11 protein-coding genes are annotated in these 12,500 nt (G+C 40.7%); 9 read left to right on the top strand and 2 right to left on the bottom strand.

Annotated elements, in window-relative coordinates:
• The first annotated feature begins 8 nt into the window (after positions 1 to 8).
• The 4 genes from FKX85_RS14210 (at position 9) to FKX85_RS14195 (ending at position 4,596) form a co-directional block, all read left to right on the top strand.
• The gene (locus tag FKX85_RS14210) at positions 9 to 869 is read left to right on the top strand and encodes a TlpA family protein disulfide reductase (protein ID WP_141615363.1); all 861 of its coding nucleotides are present in this window, start codon (positions 9 to 11) and stop codon (positions 867 to 869) included.
• A gap of 103 nt (positions 870 to 972) precedes the next feature.
• Positions 973 to 1,827, top strand: coding sequence for an alpha/beta hydrolase (locus FKX85_RS14205; RefSeq protein ID WP_394345019.1), 855 nt, complete (start codon positions 973 to 975; stop codon positions 1,825 to 1,827).
• Between the two features lie 208 nt (positions 1,828 to 2,035).
• A complete protein-coding gene (locus tag FKX85_RS14200; protein ID WP_141615361.1) occupies positions 2,036 to 3,556 on the top strand; it encodes a DUF4301 family protein in 1,521 nt (506 codons plus the stop codon).
• 119 nt (positions 3,557 to 3,675) lie between these two features.
• A complete protein-coding gene (locus FKX85_RS14195) occupies positions 3,676 to 4,596 on the top strand; it encodes a patatin-like phospholipase family protein (protein WP_141615360.1) in 921 nt (306 codons plus the stop codon).
• Between the two features lie 317 nt (positions 4,597 to 4,913).
• Here FKX85_RS14195 and FKX85_RS14190 read toward each other — a convergent pair whose 3' ends face one another.
• On the bottom strand, positions 4,914 to 5,828 hold the full coding sequence (locus tag FKX85_RS14190; protein ID WP_141615359.1) for a DUF3078 domain-containing protein: 915 nt from the start codon (positions 5,826 to 5,828) through the stop codon (positions 4,914 to 4,916).
• 48 nt (positions 5,829 to 5,876) lie between these two features.
• Here FKX85_RS14190 and FKX85_RS14185 point away from each other — a divergent pair, with 48 nt between their 5' ends.
• The 5 genes from FKX85_RS14185 to FKX85_RS14165 all read left to right on the top strand — a co-directional run bounded on the left by FKX85_RS14185 (position 5,877) and on the right by FKX85_RS14165 (position 10,256).
• The gene (locus FKX85_RS14185) at positions 5,877 to 6,152 is read left to right on the top strand and encodes a YidH family protein (protein WP_141615358.1); all 276 of its coding nucleotides are present in this window, start codon (positions 5,877 to 5,879) and stop codon (positions 6,150 to 6,152) included.
• Positions 6,153 to 6,155: 3 nt separating this feature from the next.
• Positions 6,156 to 7,943 carry an SLC13 family permease gene (locus tag FKX85_RS14180; protein WP_141615357.1) on the top strand — a complete coding sequence of 596 codons (1,788 nt, stop codon included), beginning with the start codon at positions 6,156 to 6,158 and terminating at the stop codon, positions 7,941 to 7,943.
• A 62-nt stretch (positions 7,944 to 8,005) separates the two neighbouring features.
• Entirely contained in the window at positions 8,006 to 8,998 is a 993-nt protein-coding gene (locus tag FKX85_RS14175) for a TerC family protein (RefSeq protein ID WP_141615356.1), read from the top strand.
• Between the two features lie 63 nt (positions 8,999 to 9,061).
• Entirely contained in the window at positions 9,062 to 9,271 is a 210-nt protein-coding gene (locus tag FKX85_RS14170) for a hypothetical protein (RefSeq protein WP_141615355.1), read from the top strand.
• 103 nt (positions 9,272 to 9,374) lie between these two features.
• Positions 9,375 to 10,256, top strand: coding sequence for a Ppx/GppA phosphatase family protein (locus tag FKX85_RS14165; RefSeq protein ID WP_141615354.1), 882 nt, complete (start codon positions 9,375 to 9,377; stop codon positions 10,254 to 10,256).
• 30 nt (positions 10,257 to 10,286) lie between these two features.
• Here FKX85_RS14165 and ppk1 read toward each other — a convergent pair whose 3' ends face one another.
• Positions 10,287 to 12,422 (bottom strand): polyphosphate kinase 1, encoded by a 2,136-nt coding sequence (gene ppk1 / locus FKX85_RS14160; RefSeq protein ID WP_141615353.1) that lies wholly within the window; start codon positions 12,420 to 12,422, stop codon positions 10,287 to 10,289.
• Between the last annotated feature and the right edge of the window lie 78 nt (positions 12,423 to 12,500).

Raw genomic sequence — 12,500 nt, 5'->3', positions numbered from 1 at the left:
ATATATTCATGAAAACAACCATTATCAGGATTTTTCTGTCAGTCATCCTATTCATCGTCACTTTTTTTATTAGCGCTCACATTTTATCCTTGTCAAGGGACTATACCCTGTGGGGATTTGGTGCCCTGCTTGGCTTTACGTTGATTTTTTTGATTGACGCACTTTGCATCCAAAAGCTCTCGAAACTTTTTCCTTCGAAGTGGGTGATTTCCGCTTCTCTCTTTGCCGTCATTCTTTTTGCTTTTATCAGTCTTCCTAGCTTAAAGTTTGCCATGAAAGTATTTCCCACGATTCTCTGTTTGGTATTGGGAGTATTGGCCGCTGCTATTTTCACTGCGGGTAACATCAATAAACGCTACCACTACACCTTCTTACTGTTTCTTTTCCCTTTTATGTTAAACCTTAAGATATACGATACATGGGTTCATTATATAGAATTTGGCAATACTTCAGGGCAGGTGGCAGAAGAAACCTCGGTTACATTTAAGGTGACTGATGAAGCGGGACGAGAAATCATTAATGAACACCTTAAAGGTAAAATTGTCCTATTGGATTTTTGGTTTATAGGCTGTGCCCCCTGCTGGAAGAAATTTCCCGACCTACAGCAACTCCACGAGCAATACCGTGATCAACCGGAAATCGCTATTTATGCTGTTAATCGCCCTATGAACAGTGACCATCCCGGCCAGGCTTTTGAGTCCATCCGTAAAAAAGGCTATGATTTCAATGTCCTACAAGGAACCCAAAAAGTCATGGATGATTTTGGGGTGTACGTCTACCCAACAGTCGTGGTGCTTAATACAGAAGGAAAGGTGGTTTTCAGGGGACAGCTCGACAAAGCGAAAGATGTCATCAAATCACTTTTGTGAAAACAATAGATGATCAGCTAAAACAATTTCGCCTCCAAACCGCTTGATAAAACGGGATAAACCTTATATTTAACCAAACCCAATTTACCCCATCATGAAAATTATGCTAAGTCTATTCATTGGATTGGTATCGCTGCTTGCCTCTTCCCTTTCTTATGCCCAAACCGGAAAAGTATATGATGAGCTCACGCTGCAAAGTGAGATTTTGGGAAGTGAAAGAAAATATGCGATCTACCTCCCTCCTGATTATGAAACATCTGAACGAAGCTATCCAGTGCTATACCTGCTTCACGGAGCAGGAGATGATCAGACTGGATGGGTGCAGTTTGGAGAAGTACTTCATATTGCCGACCGAGCCATCCATGAAGGAAAAGCTACTCCTATGATCATTGTGATGCCTGATGCCGATACGGGCAGACGAGGATATTTTAACCAGATCGATGGTGACTGGAATTATGAAGACTTCTTTTTTGAGGAGTTTATTCCACATGTAGAAGGGAAATACCGTATTAAGGGTGAAAAGCAGTATCGCGCCGTCGCAGGCCTATCGATGGGAGGCGGAGGAAGCATGATTTACGCTTTACATCATCCTGAATTATTTTCATCTGCAGCTCCGTTAAGTGCCTATGTAGGCCCATTATCCTTAGATGAAATGAAAAGGAGAATGGATACGAAGAACTATACAGACCAGCAACTCCAAGCGTATTATGAAAATCATAATGCGCTCTCCCTAATTGCACAAATCCCAGAAGAGGATAAGAAAGCCATCAGATGGTATATTGACTGTGGTGATGATGACTTTCTTTATGAAGGAAATAGTTTGGTCCATATTGCCATGAGAAAGCATGAAATCCCCCATGAATTCAGAATAAGAGATGGAGGACATACTTGGACTTATTGGAGAAAATCTTTACCTTTAGTATTGCAGTATGTTACACAAGCCTTTCACCAATATTAAAATTACCACCTGGAACTACCCCATCTACTTTAAGGCTGTTTGATCACAAAAAGCATAAAAAATTAGTTAAAATACATTTTTTTATATAAAATTGACACAGTAAATTGTTTAAGAGATTTAACAAGTGCTTTTATAGTAGTACGTAAACCCAATTATTAGGACACAATTACCATTTTAGTTATAGTTTTTAATTATAAGTAATAGAGACATGATTGAGGAAGTAGTAAAAGAAAAAATCACCTTACAAGGGAGGGATCCAAAAAAGATTGAAAAACAGATTTCCAATTTCAAAAATGGCTTTCCCTTTTTAGCCATAGATGAGCCAGCAACCATTGGTAATGGGATAGAAGAAATCACCGATGCGCAGATTTCCGCATTTGAGAAAAACTATGGCTCCGTGACTTTGAATAAAGAAATCGTGAAATTTGTACCGGCCAGTGGTGCTGCCACGCGAATGTTCAAAAACCTCTTCGCATATTTAGAAGCTGAGGATCAGAGTTTAGACGCCAACCCTTTCGTAAGGACCTTTATTTCCAACCTAAAATCATTTGCTTTTTACAAAGACCTAGAGGAAATGCTCTCTGAAAACGGATTGGATATCAAAGAGCTGCTGGAAAGGGAAGAATTTCCCACCATTGTTTCTTACCTGCTAAATGACGAAGGACTTGGATATGGAAAATTGCCAAAAGGACTACTGAAATTTCACACTTATAATGATCTAAACCGTACCCCTGTCCATGAGCATTTTATTGAAGGCCTGCAGTATGGGCTTGGTAAAGACAACACCGTAAGACTACATTTCACCGTATCACCAGAACATCAAGCACGTTTTGAAGAACATGTAAACCAGCTCAAGGAAAAATTGAATAATCAGTTCAAGGTGAATTTTGAAGTAACTTTTTCCCAACAAAAGCCTTCTACAGACACCATTGCGGTCAATATGGATAACACACCATTTTTGGAAGAAAATGGAGAAATCCTATTTAGACCTGCCGGGCATGGTGCACTGTTGGAAAATTTAAATGAAATCGATGCAGACCTTATTTTTATTAAAAACATCGATAATGTAGTCCCTGACCGGCTTAAAGAAGCCACTAAAAAATATAAAATCGTTATTGCTTCCATCCTTTTGGAAACCCAAACGGAGCTTTTTGACTTGCTTGAAAAATTGGACGACAATCCAAGCAAGAAGACCATCAGTACAGCAGCTGAACTTTTGGAAAACAAGCTGGGATTAAGACTTTCATCCCAATTCAACAGCCTATCTGACAGTGAAAAAACAGTCTTCCTTAAGGGCAAACTCAATAGACCGCTGCGTGTATGTGGCATGGTGGAAAATACAGGAGAACCAGGGGGCGGACCTTTCTGGGTAAAAGACAAAGATGGATCATTCTCCTTACAGATTGGTGAAACAGCACAACTTGACCTGAACGATAATAAAGTGGCAAAGATCTTTAGAAGCTCCTCTCACTTTAACCCAACTGATCTGGTATGTGGTGTAAAAGATTATAAAGGAGATAAATTCGACCTGCTCAAGTACCGCGATCCAGAAACGGGATTTATCACACAAAAATCCAAAAACGGGAAAGACCTAAAAGCGCAAGAGCTCCCAGGACTGTGGAATGGGTCAATGGCTGACTGGAACTCCATATTTGTTGAGGTTCCATTGGGCACTTTTAATCCTGTTAAGACCATCAATGACCTCCTCAGGGAGCAACATCAATCTTGATATTTGGCTTTTAGCCACAAAACAGTAAATTTATAAACTATACTAGCGTGGGAAATTGGCAGATAGCCAATGGCCCGCGTAAGTTATTTCGGTTTATAATTTTATGGAATAGTGAATCTATGAGGGCATTGGTAATATCAGGTGGTGGAAGCAAGGGTGCTTACGCTGGAGGTATAGCAGAGTTTTTAATAAGGGAATGCAAACTTGAGTATGACTTGTTTATGGGTACCTCTACAGGAAGCCTGCTTATCCCCCATCTATCTATCGACAATGTCGAAAAAATCAAAAATGTCTATACCACCGTAAAACAAAAGGATATTTTCACCATTTGCCCCTTTATCATCACAAAAGAGAACGGGACTTTCAGGAGCCGCATTAACCACTTGGGGATCATGAAAATGTTTATCCAGCAAAAGAAAACCTTTGGTGACACCAGCAGCCTGCGCAAACTCATCGGAAGAAGCATCCGTAAAGAGGATTATAAAAAAATGCAGGCAAACAGTGCCGATGTGGTCATTACGGTATCCAACCTCAGCACTAACCAGGTGGAATACAAATCTCTTAAAGAATGTAATTACACCGATTTTTGTGACTGGATCTGGGCATCTGCCAATATGGTCCCGTTTATGAGCCTGGTCGAAAAGAACAATATGGAGTATGCTGATGGAGGAATGGCCGATCTGGTACCTATTTCAGAATCCATCCGAAGAGGAGCTACTGAAATAGACATAATTGTCCTCAAAACAAACAAACCCACTTCGCCCCAAAATCCTGTCAAAAACGCCCTGGAGCTCACCACGAGGACTTTTGACTTTATGCTCAATCAAATCTCCAATGACGATATCACCATTGGTAAGCTCCAAGGTTCCCAGAAAAAAGTCAAATTGAACTTTTACTATCCCCCAAAAGAACTCACTGAAAACTCACTGATCTTTGACCCCAATCAAATGCGCAGATGGTGGCAGGAGGGGTATGATTTTGCCAAACAGACCTCCCCTATCTGCAAATGCCTTGAACAAACCGAAAATGGAAAAGTCTAAATTTCCACAAGCAAATACCTAACGCACGAAAATGTTTCAGTATTAGGTCATTCCTATTGTTTATCAATAGACTTTAAATTTCTTAGGATTGATAAAAAACCTTTAACCTACTCCTCCTTCCTCCAATCAAAAATCACTATTTGACCTTTGCCTATAGTAAATATCACCATCGGTAATCAATAAAAAAGAAAAAAGCAGGGAAAAATTCCCTGCTCTTTACTTTGAAAACTAAACCAACTATTATTTAACTACCACAGTTAAACAAAAATAATAAATTCCGTGAACAAACAAAATATTTATCTAAAAAGGAATGTTGTCTACTCTTTTTTGTTACTCACCTTGTACAGTAACCCAAGTGCCAATCCCTGACTATATTGAATACCTGGATCCTGATCATAATCATATAGGTTAATGCTTGTAAATGTCACGCTAATGATCTCTGTTATTTTTGCTGTAAGGGTTACATCCAACCGATGATCGATCTTCTTAAAAGACAATGTTTCGTAGTTGGCGTACATTTGATACCTTGATAGGATATTGAAGTTTTCGTTGATATCCTTGTCCCACTCGGCATAGAGCTGTAGTGCCAGCCATTCCGTTCTTACTTTCTCACCTACAGGCACTCCATAATTTTCTTCTATGTTATCTGCAATGGATAAATCCGTCACAAATGTCCATCTGGGAGAAAATGGGCCGATCCTTAACACAAATTCCTCATTAGGCTTATATTCGAAACCCAACGAGGTGGTCAGGTACCCCGGAGACATAAATCCAGAGATCAACGTCCTGGGATCTTCATCGTAATTGTAGCCATTGGCAAACTGCGAAAGGAAGTTTGCGGAAAAATAAGCCCCCCAATGTTCCGATAAACTATATCCGACTTTAGAATCCAAAAATATTCTATCATTGGACTTTCTCCCATCTTCACCTTCATTCTTCACCATACCATAAAGCATTTCCATTTGGTTATCCCAGCTCCACTTTCCTTTGAGGTAATTTGCCTTACCTTTGAGTATGGCACCCAGCGCTACGGAGTTTACACCACCGGCAGACCAGTTGCTGCTGAAAGCACCCTGATTAAAATTAAGTCCGGCCGAAAATTCTTTTGTCCAATAAGTGGTATCTGTAGCCACCTGGGAAACACTGTCAGATACACCCTGTGCGTACGTTCCTATGGATAGTAAGGCAGAGAAGGACAAAACAGCAATAAATTTCTTCTTCGAAAAAAACATTTTTGATAGATTTATTATGATATTAATATAAATATACGCTCCAAAATTATGGAAAAAGAATCTGAAAATGAATTAATAGTAAGAGATTATCTGGCGCGCCAGCGAACTAAATTGGCAAATAACCGAACACTTCTTTCCTATATTCGAACCAGCTTGTATTTTTTGGTCAGTGGCACAGCCTTGGTCAAGGTCGAGGACCTACAAAATATAAAAGGCCTTGGTTATATTTCATTTGGAATTAGTGTCGTATTTTTAATTGTTGGGTTCATTAATTTTTTCACAATCAGAAGAAAAATTAAAAGGGGCCATTATGCTAAAATGTAATTTATGACACCCGAAATCATAACAGTACTCTCGATCATTGGTGTCGCAATGGTCTTGTTTCTTTCTGAAAAATGGTCTATTGACACGGTTTCGATCATGGTCATGTTGGCTTTTATGGTCACCGGTATCCTTACTTTTGAAGAAGGAGTGGCGGGATTTAGTAATCCGGCCACCATTACTGTTGGTGCCATGTTTGTGATCAGCGCAGCGGTATTCAGGACAGGCTCCCTGAACACCATCAATATTCTATTTCTCCGGATGGGAAGAAAGAATGAATACGCATTTATGTTTACGCTAATGGTCTTTTCGGGGGTTTTATCAGCTTTCATAAATGACACTGCTGTCGTTGCCCTTCTGATGCCTACTGTGCTAAAAATCGCTAAAGATACCGGAATCGCTCCCTCCAAACTCCTAATGCCACTTTCTTTTGGAGCACTAATGGGAGGCGTCTGCACCCTGCTGGGGACAAGTACGAATATCCTTGTAAGCGGCATTGCACAAAGCCATGGCGCCAAACCTTTCGGGATTTTCGAAATGAGTGGAATGGGCCTCATCTTTCTGGCCACAGGGATTGCCTATATGATGATCATAGGCCAATGGCTAATCCCAAAAAGGCAGCCCTCACGCAATATTTCTGAGACATTTGACATGGGAGATTATATCACCGAGATATTTGTCACCAAAAAATTTGAAGATACAGGCAAATCCATCAAAATGTCAAGGTTATTCACTGACTACAATATGGATCCTATCCAAGTCATCCGGAAGACCGGTGAAGTAATCAATGCTTATAAATATACCGTGATCCGGGAGGAGGACACCATCCGGGTTCGATGTGATAAAGACACGCTCACCCAAATCAGAAATATCCAGGGAATCGAACTTAAAATAGACCTTAAGCTAAAGGATGAGGATTTCCGTTCGCAAGGCCATAAACTTTACGAAATGGTGGTCCCTCCCAATTCCAGCCTGATCAACAATACGGTGAAATCCATTGATTTTAGAAGGACGTACCCAGGTCTCACTGTTTTGGCCATCAGGCACCGTAATGACATCCTGCACACAAAGCTAAAAAACACCAAAATATCTGCGGGTGACGTCTTACTCGTCCGCGGAGATGAAGAAATGGTCGATCAGCTCAAAGGAAATGACAGTCTGTTGATTATTTCTGAGGATACCTCGCCCCGAATGGTCTGGAAAAAAATCGCCTTTACAATTTTCATTGTAGCAGCAGTCATTACGGTAGCGGCATTTAAGCTGTTGCCCATTCCGATTGCGGCGATTTTCGGGGTGGTTTTGCTCATCTTGTTTAAATCAATCAGTGCTGAGGACGCATACCGCTCTGTGGACTGGAAAGTGCTCTTTATGCTGGCTGGTATTTTATCCATGGGAACAGCATTGGAAAAAACAGGAGCTGCCAATCTCCTCGCCACTACTCTAGTGGAACAATTAGGGAATTTTGGCCCTAGAACTATCATGAGCGTGGTTTTCTTGGTGACTTTTCTTTCGACCAATATCATGTCAAATAACGCCACCGCTGCCTTATTGGCTCCTATTGCTATCAGTATTGCCTCAGCACTGGACGTCAGTGACCGTCCTTTCCTGATGGCGGTGACCTTCGCCGCTTCATTGAGTTTTATGACCCCAATGGGCTATCAGACCAACACTATGATCTATACGCCGGGCAATTACAAGTTCACTGATTATTTGAAGGTAGGAACACCGCTAAACATCCTATTCTGGATTATTGCAACATTTTGCATTCCAATATTTTTTCCTTTTGATAAGTAAGGAAAAGTATATTGACATACGGGAAAATCAGCTATTTTTGCAGTTCAAATCCCTATAAACTTGTGAAATACATCCAACAAGAAAGCACTACTTTAATCATTTTTGGCATTCTGATCATTGGACTGCTACTGGTAGACCTCTTTATATTCAATAAAAAATCACATAAGGTCACCATCAAAGAAGCTCTCAAATGGTCGGTGATGTGGATTGGCCTGGGAGTACTTTTTGGAGGGTATATCTATTTCGATATGGGGATGGAAAAAGCCTCCCAATATTATACGGCCTTCCTCATCGAGAAAGCACTGAGTGTCGACAATCTTTTTGTCTTTATCATGGTGTTCAGGTTTTTCAAAGTCCCGGATGCTTACCAGCACAAAGTCCTATTTTACGGTATATTGGGTGCTATTTTCATGCGGGCTATTTTCATTTTCTTCGGGGTCACGCTTATTGAGCTCAGCTACCTTCCTCCTATTCAATTGGCCGGCCAAACTGTAGAAATTAACGTGGTCATGACCCTTTTTGGAGGTTTCCTCATCTATGCAGGCTGGAAATCCTGGCAACCGGAGAAAGAAGAATCTGATGACTATTCCAATTCTATAGGCACACAGCTTATCCATAAGCTATTCAAGGTGGATCCTAATTTTCACGGTGACCGATTCTTTACCCGGATCAATGGAAAGCGCTATGCAACGCAATTGCTTGTGGTAGTGGCAGTCATTGAATTTACAGACCTGTTATTTGCAGTGGACAGCATCCCTGCGATCTTTGCCGTGTCCAAAGATCCTGTTATTCTCTATACCTCTAATATTTTTGCCATTCTTGGCTTAAGGGCTTTGTACTTTCTACTGGCGGGAGCATTTGACATGTTCCATTACCTGAAACACGGGCTGGCCTTTATACTGGTTTTTATTGGCATCAAAATGGTCATTGCCCCCATTTATCATTTTCCTAGTGTTCTATCTCTAATGGTAGTAGGACTAATTTTAGCTTTTTGCATCATCCTTTCGCTTTACAGGTACAGGGTCAAAAAACAATCCTCATCACCCAGTAATTAATGACATGATAAGTTGGTTTGGTAAGTTTTTTGTTATGGTAAGCGTGTATTCAAATTGTTTGTCATGAAATTAACAGGAATAATTCTCATCATCATTGGCATTGCCATGTTTATTTTTACTGGATTTTCATTCAAAACGGAAGAAACCGTCATTGACGCAGGGCCTTTAAAATTAAACAAAACCGAAGAAAACAACATTGGCTGGCCGCCCTATGCAGGAGGCATCGCTATCGCGGGAGGTATTATATTATTGGCAATATCTCGTAAAAAATAACTTCAAATCAAAAATTCATTAACGTAATTCCTTTAAAATTTCTAATTTTGGGATAGAAATTTTATTGATTTTAACTTTAACAAAACCACTAATCCAGAAAAATTTGAAGTTAGCAGCAGTAGATATTGGGTCTAATGCCATTAGGCTCCAAATCACCCATGTCACCCACCACCAAGAGCAGATTAATTTCAAAAAATTGGAATATGTCCGTTTTCCCCTTCGTCTGGGTAAGGATGTATTTCATACCAAAAAGATTAGCGAGGAAAGTAGGGAGAAATTCATCAAACTGATGAAAGCTTACAAATTGCTCATTGACCTGTATGAAGTGGACGATTACATGGTATGCGCCACATCGGCAATGAGGGAATCAGAAAATGGTCGAACGATCGCCCAAGAAGTAAAGAAAGATATCGGGCTAAAAATCCAAATCATCGATGGTAACAGAGAAGCAGACCTGATCAACATCGCGCTCTGGAACTATATCGACCAAAAACCATATTTACACATCGATGTTGGCGGGGGAAGCACAGAACTAAACATTTATCGAAACCGCCAAAAGACAGCTTCCAGATCATTTAAAATTGGCTCTGTAAGGTCCTTAGACCATAAAGAATCTCCCAAGGTTTGGAAAGCCATGAAGACCTTTATCCAAGAAAACATCGATAAAAAACATGCCATTACCTGTATCGGTACAGGTGGCAATATCAACAAGGTATTTGAACTATCAAAACCGAGGAAAAACAAGCGCTACCTGGATTTCGATAAAATCAAAGAGGTTCAGGCTTACTTGGCTTCTTTTACTTTTGAAGAACGTATAAATGTTCTTAACCTAAATCCTGACCGCGCTGATGTGGTCATCCCCGCGACTACCATTTACCTTACCGCAATGGAGGCCGCCCATTCGAGAAGAATGATCGTTCCTGATGTAGGACTAAAAGATGGTGTCATGAATGTACTCTATGAGCGAAATAAGAATAAAGTATAAAACAAAAGCCGGAAGTTTCCGGCTTTTGTTTTATACTAACGATACATTTTCGACAATATCCTGTGTCACTCGGTAAAACTCCTTATGGATATTAAACTCAGACTCACCTTCTTCTGGTGATTTGGCCAGATATGAACCGTCCTCTTGCATAATATAGGCATTGACATTATCCTTTAGGTTATACGCCAAAATGTTCATCAGCTGTTTTTCAAGGAATGGATCTTGCACACGGAATAGTGACTCCAGTCTCTTCTCGAAACTTCTTACCATCATATCTGCACTTCCCACATACGTCCTGGAATCGCCGTTATTATGGAAATGGTATATCCTACTGTGCTCCAAGAAATCCCCGACGATGGAGTAAACCTCAATGTTCTCGCTTAACCCTTTTCTTCCCGGTCTCAAGCAGCAAATCCCACGAATAATCAACTTGACAGGTACGCCACTCTGACTGGCACGATAAAGTGCATAAATAATCTCACTGTCTTCCAAGCTGTTTACCTTGATGACAATTCCACATGGCAGTCCCCTTTTGGCATTCTCTGCTTCATGCTCCACAAACTCGATCAGCTGCCTCCGCATTCCCTGGGGTGCTGTAATCAGGTTTTTATAATTGGAAGGCATTGAATGACCTGTAATTACATTAAAAAACTCAGACACATCATTGGCCAGCACTTCGTTGGTCGTCAACAAGCCCAAATCCGTATAAAGTTTCGAGGTATCTTCATTGTAATTTCCAGAGCCAAGGTGTACGAATCTTGTTACCTTGTTTTCATCCTTCTTTACAATAAGCAACAGCTTGGTATGGGTTTTAAAATTACTCACACCATAGATCACGAAACAACCTGCCTTCTGCAGTCGCTTGGCTTCCTGCATGTTATTTTCCTCGTCAAACCGCGCCTTCACCTCAAACAGTACCGACACGTGTTTGCCGTTTTCTACTGCCCTAAGCAATGCCTGTGTGATCCCGGAATTCTTGGCCAGCCTATAAATGGTCATCTTGATCGCCATTACACTAGGGTCTTCAGCAGCCTTGTGCAGCAAGTCCATGATGGGTTCCATGCTGTTATAGGGATGATGCAGCAGCACATCTTTTTGCTTTAGCACCTGGAATATATCCTGGCTCCCAGTAAGCGGATAACTCAATGGCGGCACTTGCATTGGTGGCTGGGGAATACGGTCTTTAAAGCGCTTGTCACCGATAATCTGCCAAAAACAAGTAAAATCAAGCATGCTCTCTTTTTTGATCTTAAAGACAGAGTCATTTTGGAGATTCCACCGGTCTTTCAGTAAGTTCATCATCCATCTGCTATAGCCTTCTTCCACCTCTACCCTTACCACACGTCCAGTTTTTCGCTCGTTGAGCTTTCGCTTTACTTCCTCCAGGAAATTGGAATCCATATCCTCTGTCTCCTCCAGGGTAAAATCCCCGTTTCTAATGATTCTAAAGAGGTTTATGCTTTCAATAATCACATTTCTGAACAAGGAAACGATGTGCTCGCGGATAACTTCTTCGATGGGAATATACACCATTTCGTCCTCACGTTCGATCTCGTAGAATCGCGGAATGTTAGAAGGAATCTGTACGAAAGAGAGTTTTCTATTGTCTTTTTTATCACCCGGATTGATGGTCACCACTCCAAAGATCAACAGCTTGTTCATCAAAATAGGAAACGTATGATATCCGTCAAACACCATTGGTGTCAACATAGGATAAACCGCCTTGTAGAAATACTCCTTGATGATTTCCTGCTCATCACCGTTGAGATTTTGAACATTGCTGAGCTCAAATCCCGATTCTTTTGTTTTTGGCAATATTTCATGCAGAAAATGATCATGCTGCGCAAAGTGAAACCCTTGGGCATCATCCATTAATTTGGCCTTAAAAGGATCTTCTCTCAAACCTGAATAATCAATTCGCTCTTTGTCATAATCCAAGTAGTTGTACAGTGACCCTACCCTAATCATAAAAAACTCATCAAGATTAGAAGCAGTGATCGCCAAAAATTTCAACTTCTCGAAAATGGTCCTCGATAATTTCTGAGACTGGTCGAGCACCCTGTAGTTAAATTTGATCCAGCTAAGATCCCTGCTGATCAAATCACTACTTTGGATTTTGATATCAATTTTATCTCTCTCAGACGTCTCCATTGTATGCTGCTCCATAATTTTTTCTCTTTAATGACCAATGCCCCGTAACGCAAGCTTCCTAAAACTTCCCGCTTTAGTGTTGTCATCTTACAT

Origin of the sequence: Echinicola soli, from assembly GCF_006575665.1 — a bacterium.
Taxonomy (GTDB): domain Bacteria; phylum Bacteroidota; class Bacteroidia; order Cytophagales; family Cyclobacteriaceae; genus Echinicola; species Echinicola soli.
Note: the sequence above shows the minus strand (reverse complement) of the source record. Positions and strands in the feature narration are given on the sequence as shown.

Coding starts and splice junctions, on each gene's coding strand:
- FKX85_RS14170 (WP_141615355.1), top strand. CDS start 9,062: ATGAAATTAACAGGAATAATTCTCATCATCATTGGCATTGCCATGTTT.
- FKX85_RS14190 (WP_141615359.1), bottom strand. CDS start 5,828: ATGTTTTTTTCGAAGAAGAAATTTATTGCTGTTTTGTCCTTCTCTGCC.
- ppk1 (WP_141615353.1), bottom strand. CDS start 12,422: ATGGAGCAGCATACAATGGAGACGTCTGAGAGAGATAAAATTGATATC.
- FKX85_RS14180 (WP_141615357.1), top strand. CDS start 6,156: ATGACACCCGAAATCATAACAGTACTCTCGATCATTGGTGTCGCAATG.
- FKX85_RS14205 (WP_394345019.1), top strand. CDS start 973: ATGCTAAGTCTATTCATTGGATTGGTATCGCTGCTTGCCTCTTCCCTT.
- FKX85_RS14210 (WP_141615363.1), top strand. CDS start 9: ATGAAAACAACCATTATCAGGATTTTTCTGTCAGTCATCCTATTCATC.
- FKX85_RS14195 (WP_141615360.1), top strand. CDS start 3,676: ATGAGGGCATTGGTAATATCAGGTGGTGGAAGCAAGGGTGCTTACGCT.
- FKX85_RS14185 (WP_141615358.1), top strand. CDS start 5,877: ATGGAAAAAGAATCTGAAAATGAATTAATAGTAAGAGATTATCTGGCG.
- FKX85_RS14200 (WP_141615361.1), top strand. CDS start 2,036: ATGATTGAGGAAGTAGTAAAAGAAAAAATCACCTTACAAGGGAGGGAT.